Here is a 15,677-nt window from a genome sequence, read left to right as displayed (position 1 = left end):
CGCCGACGGAACGCACGGCCTTGCGGGGGTGCCGGGTGCGTCCGCCCTGGCCCGCGGACCAGGGCGGACGCACCCCGTGGGGGCGTGCGGCCCGACGTGAGCGGGGTCACGGCCCCGGGCCGACGGGGGAGTTCACCCTGGCGGAACAGGTGGAGTACCGTCCCTGACGGTACGGACTGGTGCCTTGCGCGGCCGTGTGGCCCGGCCCTCGGCCGGGTCCGAGGCCGGAGCGGGCGGTGACTGTGGCGGGCCTTCGGCCCGGCACCTGACGAGGAAGCGACGTCCCGATGGCGGGCACGACGAAGTCCCAGGCACAGCGCACGACGAGCGACACCGCGCAGGTCGGCGAACCGGACCTGCGGCGGCTGCTGGCCGGGCTGACCGCCGTACGCGACGGCGACTTCGGCACCCGGCTGCCCGACGATGCCGACGGGCTGCTGGGCGAGATCGCCACCGTGTTCAACGGCATGGTCGACCAGCTCTCCCTGTTCACCTCCGAGGTGACCAGGGTGGCCCGCGAGGTCGGCACCGACGGCCGGCTCGGCGGCCAGGCCAAGGTGCCCGGCGTGTCGGGGACGTGGAAGGACCTCACCGACTCCGTCAACGCGATGGCCGGCAACCTCACCACCCAGGTCCGCGACATCGCCCAGGTGGCCACCGCCGTCGCCAAGGGCGACCTGTCGCAGACCATCACCGTCGACGCCCGCGGCGAGATCCTCGAACTCAAGAACACCGTCAACACGATGGTCGACCAGCTGTCCGCCTTCGCCGGCGAGGTGACCCGGGTGGCCCGCGAGGTCGGCACCGACGGCCGGCTCGGCGGCCAGGCCGACGTCAAGGGTGTCTCCGGCACCTGGCGCGACCTCACCGACTCGGTCAACTTCATGGCCGGCAACCTCACCGCCCAGGTCCGCTCCATCGCCCAGGTGGCCACCGCCGTCGCCAAGGGCGACCTGTCCCAGAAGATCAACGTCGACGCGCGCGGCGAGATCCTGGAGCTGAAGGAGACCATCAACACGATGGTCGACCAGCTGAGCGCCTTCGCCGGCGAGGTGACCCGGGTGGCCCGCGAGGTCGGCACCGAAGGCCGCCTGGGCGGCCAGGCCGACGTCCGGGACGTCTCCGGCACCTGGCGGGACCTCACCGAATCGGTCAACGTCATGGCCGACAACCTCACCGCCCAGGTCCGCTCCATCGCCGAGGTGACCACCGCCGTCGCCCAGGGCGACCTCTCCCAGAAGATCCGGGTGGACGCGCGCGGCGAGATCCTGGAGCTGAAGGAGACCATCAACACGATGGTCGACCAGCTGAGCGCCTTCGCGGACGAGGTGACCCGGGTGGCCCGCGAGGTCGGCACCGAGGGCAACCTCGGCGGCCAGGCCACCGTCCGCGGTGCCTCCGGCACCTGGAAGGACCTCACCGACAACGTCAACGTGATGGCCTCCAACCTCACCGGCCAGGTCCGCTCGATCGCCCAGGTGGCCACCGCCGTCGCCAAGGGCGACCTCTCGCAGAAGATCACCGTCGAGGCCAAGGGCGAGGTCGCCGCGCTGGCCGGCGTCATCAACACCATGGTCGACACGCTCTCCGCGTTCGCGGACGAGGTGACCCGGGTGGCCCGCGAGGTCGGCACCGAGGGCACCCTGGGCGGCCAGGCCCGGGTCCCGAACGTGGCCGGCACCTGGAAGGACCTCACCGACAACGTCAACTTCATGGCGCACAACCTCACCAGCCAGGTCCGCAACATCGCCCAGGTCACCACCGCCGTCGCCAAGGGCGACCTCACCCGCAAGATCGACGTGGACGCGCGGGGCGAGATCCTGGAGCTCAAGACCACCATCAACACCATGGTCGACCAGCTGAGCGCCTTCGCCGCGGAGGTCACCCGGGTGGCCCGCGAGGTCGGCAGCGAGGGCCGGCTCGGCGGGCAGGCCGAGGTCGAGGGCGTCTCCGGGACCTGGAAGCGGCTCACCGAGAACGTCAACGAGCTGGCCGGCAACCTCACCCGCCAGGTCCGCGCGATCGCCGAGGTCACCAGCGCGGTCGCCGAGGGCGACCTGACCCGCTCGATCACCGTGGACGCCTCCGGCGAGGTCGCCGACCTCAAGGACAACATCAACTTCATGGTGGAGTCCCTGCGTGAGACCACCCGGGCCAACGAGGAGCAGGACTGGCTCAAGTCCAACCTCGCCCGGATCTCCGCCCTGATGCAGGGCCGGCGCGACCTGCCCGTCGTCGCCGAGCTGATCATGGACGAGATCACCCCGCTCGTCGCCGCCCAGTACGGCGCCTTCTACCTGGCCGAGGACACCGGCGGCGCCACCTTCCTCAACCTCATCGGGTCCTACGCCTTCCCCGCCGGCGCGAGCCCCACCCGGTTCAGGCTCGGCGAGTCCTTCGTCGGCCAGGCCGCCCGCAGCCGGCGCACGATCGCCGTCGACCGGCTGCCGGCCGGCTACGTGAGCGTCTCCTCGGGCCTGGGCCGGGCCGAGCCGACCTCGCTGATCGTGCTGCCGATCGTCGTCGAGGAGCAGGTGCTCGGCGTCATCGAGCTCGCCGCGCTCCAGGACTTCACCCCGGTGCACCAGGCCTTCCTGGAACAGCTGATGGAGACCATCGGCGTCAACGTGAACACCATCGTCGCCAACGCCAGGACGGACGAGCTGCTCGGCGAGTCCCAGCGCCTCACCTCCGAACTGCAGGTCCGATCCGCGGAGTTGCAGGCCCGCCAGGAGGAGCTGCAGTCCTCCAACGCCGAACTGGAGGACAAGGCCGCCCTGCTCGCCGCCCAGAACCGGGACATCGAGACCAAGAACCTGGAGATCGAGCAGGCCCGCCAGGAGCTGGAGGACCGCGCACACCAGCTGTCGCTGGCCTCCACCTACAAGTCGGAGTTCCTGGCCAACATGAGCCACGAGCTGCGCACGCCGCTCAACAGCCTGCTGATCCTCGCTCAGCTGCTCGCCCAGAACCCGACCCGCAACCTGACGGCCAAGCAGGTCGAGTACGCCGGGATCATCCACTCCGCCGGCTCCGACCTGCTGCAGCTCATCAACGACATCCTCGACCTCTCGAAGGTCGAGGCCGGGAAGATGGACGTCTCCCCGGAGCGCATCCCGCTGCGCCAGCTGCTCGACTACGTCGAGGCCACGTTCCGGCCGCTGACCAGCCAGAAGAGCCTGGCCTTCCAGGTCACCACCGCCGCCGGAGTACCCGCCGAACTGCTCACCGACGACTACCGGCTGCGGCAGGTCCTGCGCAACCTGCTGTCCAACGCGGTGAAGTTCACCGAGCGGGGCAGCGTCGACCTGCGCATCGAGCTCGCGGACGGCGCGCAGCTGCCCGAGGTCGCCCGCCGCGACGACGGTCCGGTGGTCGCCTTCCACGTCGTGGACACCGGCATCGGGATCGACCCCCAGCACCTGGAGAGCGTCTTCGGCGCGTTCCAGCAGGCCGACGGCACCACCAGCCGCAAGTACGGCGGTACCGGCCTGGGTCTGTCCATCAGCCGGGAGATCGCCTTCCTCCTCGGCGGCGCCATCACCGCGCAGAGCACCCCGGGTCAGGGCAGCACCTTCTCGCTCTACCTGCCCGCGGCCAGGGCGGAGTTCGTCGAACTGAGCGGCCAGGCCCCGCGGGAGGCCCTGGAGCCCGGCCCGGCCGAATCGGCCCGGCCGGGCCAGGACGAGCAGGCCGGGCAGCCGGGCACGCCGGAGGTCGCCCAGCCCAAGCGGCTGCTGGTCATCGAGGAGCGGCAGCGCGGCCTGCTCTCCCTCGTCGCGGAGAGCGCCGTCGCCGACCTGACCGGGCACGCCGACCTCGGCGGACCGCGCGGGGCGGTCGAGGTCATCACCACGGTAGGGGCCCAGGAGGCGGCGGAGACCCTCGCCGCGACGCCGTGCCACTGCGTGGTCCTCGAACTGGACCTGCCGAACGGCGCGGCGCTGGACTTCCTGGAGGAGATGGCACGGGACGCCGCGCTGCACAGCGTGCCCGTCCTGGCGCACAACAACCGGCGCCTGGGGGCCGAGCAGGAGCGGCTCCTGCAACAGCGCGCCACCGTGCAGCCGCTCGAACTCCTCTCCAGCCTGGACGAGTTGCGCGAGCGCATCGCCCTGCACCTGAGCGCGGAGCAGCCCGGCGACGTGCTGCCGCTGGTCCGTGCCGAGGACCCGGCCACCCCGCTCGCCCAGGACGTCGACGGCTCGCTCGCCGGACGGACCGTCCTGGTGGTCGACGACGACGACCGCAACCTGTACGCACTGACCGGGATCCTGGAACTGCACGGCATGCGGGTGCTGCAGGCCGAGAACGGCCGCGCCGCGATCGACACCCTCACCCGCAACGCCGGTGTCGACCTGATCCTGATGGACGTCATGATGCCGGAGATGGACGGCTACGCCGCCACCACCGCGATCCGCGCCATGCCCGCGTACACCGATCTGCCGATCATCGCCGTCACCGCGAAGGCGATGATGGGTGACCGGGAGAAGAGTCTCGCCTCCGGGGCCAGCGACTACGTCACCAAGCCGGTCGACGCGCGCGACCTGATCACCTGCATCGAGCGGTGGCTGAGGCCGTAGCGCGACCCCCACCGGACCAGGCCACTCGACCCGACACCGTGCAACCCGAGGAGATACCGATGCGCGACCGCCAACCGCCTCGGGACGCAGACGACCGCCCCAACCCCGCGCCGCACCACGGCGACGTGGTGAACCGGATGCCCGCCCAGTCCGTCGTCGCCCAGCGGTCGCCGGTCGGCCGGCCTCCGGACAAGCCGGCCGACTCCGGTGTCATCGGCCGGCTGACCACCACCGTCGAACGCCTGCGCCGCGAACTCACCCTGGCGCGGGCCGAGGCGGACGGCCGGGCCTTGATCGAACTCGCCAAGGGGATCCTGGTCGAGCGCCTGGGCTACGGCCCCGCCGACGCCCTCCGGCAGCTCGAAGACCTGGCGGGCCAGTCCAACGTGTCCGTCCTGGAGCTGGCGGCCGACCTGGTCAACCAGGCCTCGCACGACCGGATCGCGGACCTCGCCCGCGAGTTCCTGGCCTCCACCGGCGAGCCGTCGGTGGGCGTTCGGCTGCGCAGCGCGGAGACCGGCATGCTCGGGGCCGACGACGTCCAGGCCGTCGCGCAGTCCGCCCTCGAACACGCGCTGCGGCCGCTCGGAGCGCAGGCGGTGGCGATCTGGGCGGCCAACTCCGACCAGTCCCTGACACTGGCCGGCAGTGCCGGTTTCGCGGAGGAGGAGGCGAGGCGCTGGCGCCATGTCCCGCCCGGGGTGCCCGTCCCCGCGCGCCGCGCGCTGACCGAGCGGGCCACCGCGACCTACCAGTCGCTGGCCGCCGCGGGCCTCCCCTCGATCGGGCAGCGGGAGTTCGGCGGCGGACGGCTGGCGGTACCGGCGGGCGCGGGCGGCCGGATCACCGGCGTCCTGGAGGTCTGCTGGAGCGGCGGCCTGCCTCCGCAGTCCCAGTCGCTGCAACGGCAGTTCGAGGCCCTGGCGGAACTGTGCGTCACCGCCCTGGAGTCCCGCCCGGCCGTCGTCGACACCAACGGCGGCACCGACCCGGAGACCACCGACCTGCTGGAACTGGTCCACGGCCTGAACGACCCCTGCCTGATCATGCACCCGGACGTCGACGCGTCCGGCCGGGCCACCGACTACCTGATCAAGCACCTCAACCCGAGCTTCGAGGACTTCGCCGGGCGGCCGCGCAGCGCCATCGTCGGCGCCCGGCTGCTGGAGGCCTACCCGCTGGCCGCCGAGCCGGGCGGCCTCTTCGAGATGATCGAACACGTCCTCGCGACCGGCGAGTCCTTCCGCTCGCCGGGGATGATCCTGTCCGCGCTGGTGGACGGCGTCCGGCTGACCACCCGGGCCCGGGTGAGCATCAGCCGCCACGGGGCCTACGCGGTCGTCGTGTGGCGGACCGAGGACGGTACCGCCCGGGTCGCCAACCTGCTCCAGCACGCCCAGCGCCTCGGGCGCATCGGCGGCTTCGAGGAGAACCTGCACACCGGCGAGATCGCCTGGAACGAGACCCTGTTCGACCTCCACGGCCTCCCCCCGCACGCCGAACCCGTCCCGCTGGAGCAGTTGCCGACCCATGCGCACCCCGACGACGGGCATGCCATCGGCCGGTTCCTGCGCACCCTGCTACACCACCAGCGGCCCGCCTCGACGGCCTTCCGCCTCCAGCGCGCCGACGGGATCGCCCGGCACATCCGGGTGGTCGCCGAGCCCGTCCTCGACGCCGACGCCCGCATCGTCGCCGTCCGCGGCGCCTACCAGGACGTCTCCGCCCAGCACTGGACCGAGGTCGCCCTCGCCGCCACCCGCGACCAGCTCGCCCACACCGAACAGCAGGCCGCCGAACGCAACCGGCTTGCCCTGCAGCTGCAGCACGCCATCATGCCGCCCAGCCGCGGCCCGTTGGACCTGCACGACCTGCGCGTGGCGGTGCGCTACCGGCCCGCCGAGAAGGACCACCTGGTCGGCGGCGACTGGTACGACGCCCTCGCCCTGCCCACCGGCCAGGTGCTGCTGTGCGTGGGCGACGTCGCCGGACACGGCATCGAAGCGGCGACCGGGATGGTCGCGCTGCGCAACGCCCTGCGCGGGCTGGCCGCCACCGGTGCCGGCCCTGGCCAGCTCCTGGGCTGGCTGAACACCGTGACCCACCACCTCACCGACAACGTCACCGCGACGACCGTCTGCGCCCTCTACGATCCGCGGACCCGGGCCCTTCGGTGGGCCAGGGCGGGTCACCTCCCGCCCATCCTGGTGCGGGACGGCCGCGCGACCGAGCTGCCCACCGTCGCCGGCATCCTGCTCGGTGCGATCGACCAGGCCGACTACGACGAGGGGGAGATCCGGCTGGAGGCCGGGGACACCCTGATGATGTACACCGACGGCCTGATCGAGCGCCGGGACCGCTCCCTGGAGCAGTCGCTCGCCGACCTGCTGAGCACCGCCGGGGACGCGGACGGCGTCGCGGAGCTCGACCGCCGGCTCGACCACCTCCTGCGGTACAGCAGCTCCGACACCGACGACGACACCTGTCTGATCGGGATCACGGTCCGCTGAGCCGTCGGGCCCCGCCGGAGCTTCGCGGAGTCCGCCGGCCGGGTGCCTACGCGACCCCGGCTCCGTGCGGGACAGAGGGAGCGGGGAAGCCGCCTGGCGCCCCGCTCCCCCGGCGGGGGAAGCGGCGCAGCGAGAGGAACACGCCATGAGCACCCCGGACGACGAGCAGGTACAGGTACGGGACGGTGAGCAGGCACGGGACCGCTCCGCGGAGGAGAGGTCCGTCACGGCCCCCACCCCGGCGGACGTGCGGGCCAAGGCCGAGGGCTCGGAGGAGGACGACGACGAGCCGGAGGCTCCCGGGGCGGACGTCCGGGCGCCCTGACGCCGGAGCCGCCCGGCGCCGGATCCTCCCGACGCCGGGCGGCTCGGGCCGGCCGAGCGGGCGGCCGGGCCGTTTCGGGCGGTTTCCAGCGGTCGTCGCACCACCTGACCGGTGGGCCAAGGCCGCGAGCAGCGCGCAGAGACGCTCGGCCGGGGCTTTCCCGGCCGAGCGTCCGGCGTGCGTGGGCGGCGGTCGGGCTGGTCGGCGACGGCGCCCCGGCCCTCCGGTCCGTCAGGGGGCCGCCCGGTCGGGTCGGGTCGGGCCGGGCTCAGGCGGGCCCGTCCGGCAGGGGTGAGCGCAGCGAACTGCGGCCGGCCTTCCAGTGCTCCAGCAGGTGGGCGGCGAACCGGTCGTCCACCACCTCGGCCGCCGCGATGCCGAACGCGATGTCGGGCTCCAGCTCCGCCTCGCTCGCGAGCAGCTCTCCGATGACACCGCGCCGCATCAGCTGTTCGTGAACGGCGTCCGCCTCGATGTGCTCGCGGTAGAAGAGCGTGCCGTCCGGCCCCGCGCCCAGCCGTTCCAGGGCGGCCGCCAGCCGGGCGGAACCCGGCGAGGAGGTGACCTCGACGACGGCGAACAGGCCGACCGCCGCGCCCCGCAGGGACCGGTGCAGGCCGAACAGGGTCATCAGGTTGACCACCGCCAGCGCGGGGGCCGGAACGCGGTCCAGGTAGTGCCCGTAGCCGGGGTCGAGGCCCAGGTCCGCCATCATCCGGGCGAAGAGCAGGGCGTGGGCGCGGTCCGGCCGGCCCGCGCCGTACTCGTCGAACGCGACCGCCATCAGGGCCGCCTGCGCCGGACCGTGCACCCGGGGGATCATCCACAGCTGCGGGTCGGCCTCCTTGAGGTGGTAGACCGAGCGGTGCACCAGGTACTCCCGGGCCTGCCAGCGCTCGCCCTCGGCGAGCAGGTAGTGCGACGGCCCGGAGCCGTCGACGGGCTCGGTCAGCAGCTGTTCCAGGGCGTCACCGACCCGCTCCGCCGGCTTCGCCTGCTCCCGGACGGCGGCGAGGAACGGCACTTCGAGCTCCCGCCGGAACGCCAGCAGGGCGGGATCCCACTCCCAGTCGGGGTCCACGCCCGCCAGACCGCGGTCGTGCAGGTCGTAGCAGAGGTGGAGGGCGAGCTGGTGGTCCTCCCCCCACGGGTCCGAGGGCGGCCCCGGTGCCACGACCGGCCGGCCGGAGCCCGGCGGGCCGGCCGCGACGGCTTCGAGTACGGCGCCGGAGAGCGGGCCCCGGGCCTCGGGCAGAGCCTTCACCGCCCGCTCCGAAGGCCGTCCGGGGCCCCTCGCCGGGCTGCCCGGCGCTCCTCGGTCCCGGTGAACGCCGTCCGGCCCCGCTGTCGCATCATGCCCGTCTCCTGTCGTCGGACGTCCCTGTCCGTCCGAGCGGCTGCCCGGCATCCGCCCGGACTAACCTGCGGCCCGTCGGAGTGAGCAGCCGGCCCGGCCCCGCCGGACCGGGTCAGCGCATCGGCCGCCGACCGGCTCGCCGGACCCGGAACGCGGCCACCGCGAGTGCCACGAGGAACACCACGACGCCGATGACCAGCAGATACGCCAGACCTTCGGCGACCGCGCCGATCAGGCCGAGCACGATCGCCGCGATCACCAGCAACAGAACCCAGACCATGGTCCGACCGCCTTCCGTCGATTGCCGAGCACCGCCCGGGGGCCGGCCGGGGTGCACCGCTCCCGACCGTCCGGGCGGCGGACCGCGCTCGGACGGCACGGTGCCACTGTGACCGGGGCCGGTGTGACTGGGGCCGGTCCGTCCGGCGTCGGTGTGGACGGGATCGGTGTGAGCGGGATCGGCACCCTGGCGGCTGCCCAGTCGCGGCCGCTCCCAAGCGGCGCCCGGACGCGCCGTTTCGGCCCGGGCCCGCTCGGGCACACGCCCGAGCGGCCGGCTCAGCGGCCCTCGGGGACGGGCGCCGATCCCGGCGCGTCGCCACGACCACAGGGGGCGTCGATGTCACCAGCTCTGCGAACCGCACGGAAGCGCCACTACCTGATGTGCCGGCCGACGTACTTCGCCGTCGACTACGCGATCAATCCCTGGATGGATCCCGCCCGGCCGGTCGACTCGGCCCGGGCGGTCCGCCAGTGGGAACGCCTGGTGAGCCTGTACCGCGACCTGGGGCACAGCGTGAGCCTGGTGGAGCCGCGCCCGGGTCTGCCGGACATGGTCTTCGCGGCGAACGCGGCGAGCGTCGTCGACCAGCGCGTGCTGGTCTCCAGGTTCCGGCACCCGGAGCGCGCGGCGGAGGCGGACGCCTACCGGCAGTGGTTCACCGAGCGGACCTTCCGCCGGGTCGCCACGGCCGGCCACGTCAACGAGGGCCAGGGCGACATCCTGCCGGCCGCCGGCCTGCTCCTGGCCGGGACCGGATTCCGTACGGAACCGGCCGCCCACGCCGAGGTCCAGGCCCTCCTGGGACTCCCCGTGGTGACACTGACCCTGACCGACCCCCGCTTCTACCACCTGGACACCGCGCTGGCCGTACTCGGGGACACCGAGGCCATGTACTACCCCGGCGCCTTCGACCCGGCGGCCCGCGCCACGCTGGAGGCCCTGTTCCCGGACGCCCTGCTCGCCGAACGCGCCGAGGCGGAGGCCTTCGCCCTCAACGCCGTCTCCGACGGCCGCCACGTCGTCCTGCCCCCGTCCGCCGTCCGGCTGGCCGCGCAGTTGGAGGAGCGGGGGTTCCAGCCGATCGGCGTCGGGATGGGCGAGTTCCTCAAGGCCGGCGGCGCCGCCAAGTGCTGCACGCTCGACCTGCACGGTTGCGCCGAGGGCGAGCCCATCCGGCTGCGCCGGGACGCCGAGGTGGCCGAGGACACCCGGGAGGCCGCCTGAAGCCTCCCCCGCTGCGGCCGAACACGCCCTGTGAGGCGGCGGCCCCGCGCGGGCCGGACGCGGCCCGGCGGGGGCTCAGGCCCCCGTGGTCTGGTCGGCGATCATGCGGACCAGACCCTCGCGGCCGGCGCGGCGCAGTTCGCCGAGCTGGCGGACCGCTCCGTTGCCCTCGCGCAGGGCCCGCTCCAGCACCGGGGTGATGTGCCTGCCGTCGTCCCCCATCGCGGGGGCGGTGAACTCCACCAGGGCGGCGACCGCGTCGCCGAACGCCCGCAGCCCGCCGTGGAGCGGGTCGAAGACCTCATCGGCGCAACCGTGGCGGGCGCCGCGCCACAGGGCCGCGTCCAGGGTCTCCGGCCGGAACGCGGCGGCCGGCGGGCCGGGTATCTCCTCGCCGAGCAGCCGGGTGGCGAGGGCACGGACGGTACCGGCGAGCATCACCGCCTCGTCCGGGCGCAGCTGGACGTCCATGGCGCGGATCTCGACGGTCGGGTAGCGCTCCGAGAGCCTGATGTGCCAGTAGATCTGGCCGGTGTCCGGGATCAACCGGTCCTCCACGAGGGCCCGGATCCGCCGGTCGTACTCCTCGGGGCCGTCGATGAACGGCGGCAGACCGCTGACGGGCCAGCGGTTGAAGACCACCGTGCGCCAACTGGCGAAGCCGGTGTCGGTGCCCTGGGACAGCGGCGAGTTCGCGGCCAGCGCGACCAGCAGGGGAAGCCACGGCCGCAGTCGGTTCTGCAGCGCGACGCCGGTGGCCCGGTCGGGGATGCCCAGGTGGATGTGCATGCCGCAGATGAGCTGCTCGTCAGTGAGGCGCCGAGCGTCGCTGTGGATGGCCCGGTAACGGGCGGTGTCGGTCACCGGCACGGGCAGCCGGTCGGTGAACGGCGCACTCGCGCAGGCCGCGAGGAGGCAACCGTCCTGGCGCGCCGCCTCGCCCAGCGCGTGCCGCATCCGGACGAGGTGTCCGCCGATCTCGTCGAGTTCCCGGCAGACGGGCGTCGCTACCTCCAACTGCGCCTGCAGCAGCTCGCGTTGCACCTCGCCGTGGTCCATCGCGGGCTGCAGGTCGGCCGCCCGGCGCACCTGTGCGGCACGTGCGACGGGGGTGCCGGCCGAACGGTCGAGCAGGAGGTACTCCTCCTCCACTCCAAGGGTGATCATGTCTCGCGCATACCCGCCGCTCCGGCGTCCACTCCTGGTGGCCGTGGCACCCCCTGCGCCCCGGCTGCTCCCCGCCGGCCCGGCCGGCGGGGAGCAGCCGGAGGGCGGCGGCCGCGGTTCGGATGGGCCCGCAAGGGTAGACGTCGCGGCTGGAGGTGTTCACCATGACCGGAAGGGCTTCCACGGGAGGACTGCTCGCGGTCTCGTGCTCCGAGGAACGCGACGGCGTGGTCGTGTGCACCGTGAACGGCGCACTGGACATCCAGACCGCCGAGACGCTCCAGGGCGCACTGCGACAACGGCTGGCCGCGACCCCGCCGCCCGAGGTACTCGCGGTCGATCTGCGGGGCGTGGGCTTCTGCGACTCCACCGGGCTCAACGCCCTCCTGCTCCTGCGGTCGGAGGCCGAGCGTGCGGGTACGTCACTGCGCCTGGCCGGAGTACGGCCGAGGGTGTGGCGGGTCCTGGACACGACCGGGACGGCGACGGTGTTCGCCGTCCACCCGGGGGCGGCGGACATCCGCCCGGCGCGGACGCGCAGCGGCGCGGGGTGAGCAGCCGGCCCCTCCGGCCGCGGCCCGCGGCGACGGCAGGCACGCCCCCGGCAGGCCGGTGACGGTCGTCCGACCCGCTCGGCCGGTCAGGGCTCTCAGGCCCGGGCGCGGGACCGGCCGGTCCACTCCAGCAGCCGCTCGCGCGGCCAGGTCGTCACCAGCCGGTCCCGCCCCAGGCCGATGCGTGCGGCGCGCGCGTAGCCGGAGCTCTGCCAGTGCAACTGCTCCGGCGCGTGGGCGTCGGTGTCCACGGCGAACAGGCAGCCCGCCTCTGCCGCCAGCAGCAGCAGGTCGTCGGGCGGGTCCCGCCGCTCGGGCCGGCAGTTGATCTCCACCGCCGTGTCGGCCTCGGCGCAGGCCCGGAAGACGGCAGCGGCGTCGAAACGCGACTGCGGCCGGCCCCGGCCGGTGACGATCCGACCGGTGCAGTGCCCGAGCACGTCGGTGTAGGGGTTGCCCACCGCCGCCACCATCCGGGCGGTCATCGGGCCCGGTTCGGCGCGCAGCTTCGAGTGCACCGACGCCACGACCACGTCGAGGCGGCCGAGCAGTTCCTCCGTCTGGTCCAGCGAGCCGTCGTCCAGGATGTCGCACTCGATCCCGGAGAGCAGCCGCAGCGCCCCCGGGCGGCTGTCGACGGCCGCCACCGCTTCCAGTTGGAGCCGCAGCCGCTCCGGGCCGAGGCCGTGCGCGACGGTGAGCCTCGGCGAGTGGTCGGTGAGCACGGCCCAGCGGTGCCCCAGCGCGCGGGCGGCATCCGCCATCTCCTCGATCGGGCTGCCGCCGTCGGACCAGTCGGAGTGCATGTGGCAGTCCCCGGCGCTCGCGGTCACCAGCTCCCAGCCGGACCGGGCGGCCAGGCCGACGTCCGACTCCAGCCGCGCGAGGTAGGCGGGTGTCCCGCCCGCCGAAGCCTGGGCGATCACCTCCGCGGTCACCGGGCCGACGCCGCGCAGCCGGCCCGCCGCCGCCGCGTCGACCGGGCCGACGGGCAGTGCTCCGACCGCGTCGGCCGCCGTGTGGAAGGCCCGGACCCGGTAAGGGGAGGCGCCGCGCCATTCGAGCAGGAAGGCGATCCGCCGGAGTGCTTCGGTCGGGTCCATGGCACCACGGGTCCTCTCCTCGGGCCGGCGCCACCCGGCCCGGATCGCGGCGCCCCCGGGTGTCCCGGATCCCGCCGCGCCGGGCACGGCCCTCTCCTCGCCGGCGGGAGCACCGCACGGCGCCTACCCGGGACGGGGGCCCCGACACGGTCCCCAGGCCGTGCGGACACCGGACGGCGGACCAGGGCCACCGGCCACCACCGGGTGCCGACGGGAGACGGGTGCCCGCGGGTGCCGGATGCCCCTGAAGGGGGACGGAACGTGCGGCGAAGCGGTGGTCGCGAGGATCCACAGTTGTCCTCCCGGACACCCGGTGGAATGCGTGGCCCATGGACCCCACCCACACGCTGCCGACCGGCAGCGAGATCACCCTGACCGCGAACGGCCGGGCGCACACGCTCGTGGTCGACCACCGGGCCACGCTCCTCGACGTGCTCCGCGAGCGGCTCGTACTGACCGGCGCGAAGCAGGGCTGCGACCACGGCCAGTGGGGCGCCTGCACCGTGCTGCTGGACGGACGGCGGGTCAACCGCTGCCTGCTGCCGGCCGTCGCCCAGGACGGCGCCGCCGTCACGACCGTGGAGGGTCTGGCCGGTCCGGACGGGCCGCACCCCGCCGGTCAGCCAGCGGCCGCTGGCGGGGCGGCGAAGGTCTCGCGGGGCCCGAAGTCTGGGTAGGTCAGAGGGCGGATCTGGGGTTCGATGATGAGCACGGTCACGCCCGTGTCGGCCCGAGGCGCCGACTGCTATTGATAGTATGTCAATTACATATTATGGCAATGCTGTTAACCGCCAAGGACTGGTACGCAACAGCGCAGATCCGGTCGGTGCGACGACGAAGGGACAGTCCGGTGAGCAGTCTCAACAAGGGTCTGGAACGGATCGAAGTAGGCCTGTTGTGGGATCCGAGTCCCGCAGGCTCGGCCCGCCACGATCTGGACCTCGTCGCCGCGACATACACCGCCGCCGCCCCGTCCGGCGCCCCCGCCTACCTGGTTCATTTCGACAACCGCGCTCCCGACGGCACGATCACCCTCACCCGCGACAGCCTTGACGGCAAGGGCCTCGGCGTCGACGAACGCCTCGTCCTGGAGCTCGACCGTCTGGCCGACCGCTACGTCCGGGTGGTCGTGGGCGTCGCCATCCAACAGAACGCCGGCCGACTGACGTTCGGGGACATAGCGAACCCCGTGGTGAAGATCCGGAACGGGCGCGATGAGTTCGCGGCTGTGGACTTCGCCGGCGCCGGTGAGGCAACAGCGGCGAGGGTCGCGGAGTTCGTCCGGGACAGCTCGGGGGCCTGGGGATTCCAGCCCGGCGTCTACGGCTTCGATGCCGATCCGGCGACTTTCGCGAGGATCATGGGCACCTGAGACCTGTTGCAGAAGGTCGGGCAGGAGTAGGCCGGGATGCCTTGAACAACTCCTGCCGACACCATGCGGTGCGGGCCGTCTCCCCCGTGGTTCGGATCTTGTCACGGTGCGACAGTGGGCTGGTCTCTCCGGTCGGCCCCGGGGCTGTGGAGCGTTCTGACGTGACGGATGCCGAATGCTTCTGGAACAGTCCGGGGCCCCGAACCCCCGGTCCACCGCGCCGATGGCTCGATCGGTCAGCGGCGCCCTCCAGCAGCTCCCCGGTGACGGTGAGGACCGTCGCCCCCGACGGATGGGTGTGGACGGCTATGGCCAACACTGCCTGTTCGGCGGCGTACCCGGGAACGGACAGCACCACCGCCTGGCGGCGGCCGCTGCGGTAGTACTCATCGGGTGCCGAGTCGGGAACGGCCGGGCCGATCTGCGGGAACCGGGCGAGGTAGGCGAGGTTCCTCGTCCCCCGGCCGGGTCAGTGGCCAGCCGCGGACCAGGAGCAGTGCGCCACCGCAAGGACGGCCCCGAGGTGGCCCTCGACCTGCCGGAGAAGATCACCTCCCGGCACGCCCTCGCCCTGACTCCCACCCAGGTGGGCCTCAACGGCCGCGCCACCCGCAGCGCGACGGAGGTGACCCGCACCGCGCCGGGCCCCGGACGCCATCGTCGAAGCGGGTGCCGGTACGAACCGGGGGGACCAGGTGAGCGCCGGTGATTGCGCGCCGTCGACCGGTGCGGACTCGACGAGCTTGAACACCGTCGGGAGGGCCGCGGTCGGGTTGCCGGCACGCCAGGGGACCATGGTGCGGAGGTTGACCGTGGAGGACGTCGACCCGATCGGACTCGTACTCGGTGGCCCGGGTGAAGATCACGACCCGCCGACCGGAGCCGTCCCCCACCGCTGCCGCACCCCCGGCTCCAGCTCCAGCTCCCGCCCCGGCCGGCCCGCGCACGGCCGTCGCCGGGATCGGCCGCTGCCGGGCGACCCACAACCAGGCCAGTCCGTACCCGGCGAAGATCGCCCCGAAGAAGCGCCCCAGGCTGCCGCTCGTCGTCCCGGCGGCGCCCGCACCGGGGAGGGAGGCGTTGCCCGTTCTTCAGTCGCTGAGGCCGGCCGGGCCGGGCGGTAGGGGCGGGCCCGCCCCAACCGGGCGGGCCCGGCCGGAGACGCGAAGGCGGGGGCCCCCGCCCCCCGCCCCCGGGCG

General features: G+C 73.6%; 10 protein-coding genes and 2 pseudogenes. 7 read left to right on the top strand and 5 right to left on the bottom strand.

Annotated features, from left to right (window positions below; translation table 11 throughout):
* Nucleotides 1-287: 287 nt before the first annotated feature.
* From ABZ497_RS31240 to ABZ497_RS31230, 3 genes are all read left to right on the top strand, one after another.
* Nucleotides 288-4,583, top strand: coding sequence for a HAMP domain-containing protein (locus ABZ497_RS31240; RefSeq protein ID WP_359810082.1), 4,296 nt, complete (start codon nucleotides 288-290; stop codon nucleotides 4,581-4,583).
* 59 nt (nucleotides 4,584-4,642) lie between these two features.
* Entirely contained in the window at nucleotides 4,643-7,093 is a 2,451-nt protein-coding gene (locus ABZ497_RS31235; protein WP_359810079.1) for a SpoIIE family protein phosphatase, read from the top strand.
* 145 nt (nucleotides 7,094-7,238) lie between these two features.
* A complete protein-coding gene (locus ABZ497_RS31230) occupies nucleotides 7,239-7,418 on the top strand; it encodes a hypothetical protein (RefSeq protein WP_359810076.1) in 180 nt (59 codons plus the stop codon).
* 268 nt (nucleotides 7,419-7,686) lie between these two features.
* Here ABZ497_RS31230 and ABZ497_RS31225 read toward each other — a convergent pair whose 3' ends face one another.
* A complete protein-coding gene (locus ABZ497_RS31225; protein ID WP_359810073.1) occupies nucleotides 7,687-8,682 on the bottom strand; it encodes an iron-containing redox enzyme family protein in 996 nt (331 codons plus the stop codon).
* Nucleotides 8,683-8,887: 205 nt separating this feature from the next.
* Complete coding sequence (locus ABZ497_RS31220) at nucleotides 8,888-9,055, bottom strand: hypothetical protein (RefSeq protein WP_359810071.1); 168 nt, start codon at nucleotides 9,053-9,055, stop codon at nucleotides 8,888-8,890.
* Between the two features lie 339 nt (nucleotides 9,056-9,394).
* Between ABZ497_RS31220 and ddaH the strand changes: the two genes are divergently transcribed.
* Nucleotides 9,395-10,282 (top strand): dimethylargininase, encoded by an 888-nt coding sequence (gene ddaH, locus ABZ497_RS31215; RefSeq protein WP_359810069.1) that lies wholly within the window; start codon nucleotides 9,395-9,397, stop codon nucleotides 10,280-10,282.
* Between the two features lie 75 nt (nucleotides 10,283-10,357).
* Here the strand turns inward: ddaH and ABZ497_RS31210 are convergent, their stop codons facing one another.
* Nucleotides 10,358-11,449 carry a glutamate--cysteine ligase gene (locus tag ABZ497_RS31210; protein ID WP_359810066.1) on the bottom strand — a complete coding sequence of 364 codons (1,092 nt, stop codon included), beginning with the start codon at nucleotides 11,447-11,449 and terminating at the stop codon, nucleotides 10,358-10,360.
* 164 nt (nucleotides 11,450-11,613) lie between these two features.
* Between ABZ497_RS31210 and ABZ497_RS31205 the strand changes: the two genes are divergently transcribed.
* On the top strand, nucleotides 11,614-12,003 hold the full coding sequence (locus ABZ497_RS31205) for an STAS domain-containing protein (protein ID WP_359810063.1): 390 nt from the start codon (nucleotides 11,614-11,616) through the stop codon (nucleotides 12,001-12,003).
* A gap of 95 nt (nucleotides 12,004-12,098) precedes the next feature.
* Here the strand turns inward: ABZ497_RS31205 and ABZ497_RS31200 are convergent, their stop codons facing one another.
* Nucleotides 12,099-13,106: a PHP domain-containing protein gene (locus tag ABZ497_RS31200; RefSeq protein ID WP_359810060.1), complete on the bottom strand. Its 1,008-nt coding sequence runs from the start codon at nucleotides 13,104-13,106 to the stop codon at nucleotides 12,099-12,101.
* 329 nt (nucleotides 13,107-13,435) lie between these two features.
* Here ABZ497_RS31200 and ABZ497_RS31195 point away from each other — a divergent pair.
* Both ABZ497_RS31195 and ABZ497_RS31190 read left to right on the top strand, forming a co-directional pair.
* Nucleotides 13,436-13,699, top strand: a pseudogene (locus ABZ497_RS31195) (2Fe-2S iron-sulfur cluster-binding protein); the annotation flags it as partial.
* A 257-nt stretch (nucleotides 13,700-13,956) separates the two neighbouring features.
* Complete coding sequence (locus ABZ497_RS31190) at nucleotides 13,957-14,478, top strand: TerD family protein (RefSeq protein ID WP_359810058.1); 522 nt, start codon at nucleotides 13,957-13,959, stop codon at nucleotides 14,476-14,478.
* A gap of 929 nt (nucleotides 14,479-15,407) precedes the next feature.
* Here the strand turns inward: ABZ497_RS31190 and ABZ497_RS31185 are convergent.
* A pseudogene (locus tag ABZ497_RS31185) lies at nucleotides 15,408-15,563 on the bottom strand (DUF4345 family protein); the annotation flags it as partial.
* Nucleotides 15,564-15,677 lie beyond the last annotated feature (114 nt).

The organism is Kitasatospora sp. NPDC005751, from assembly GCF_040630835.1.
GTDB lineage: Bacteria > Actinomycetota > Actinomycetes > Streptomycetales > Streptomycetaceae > Kitasatospora.
The sequence above is the reverse complement of the archived record's forward strand: the minus strand, read 5'-3'. Positions and strand labels throughout refer to the sequence as shown.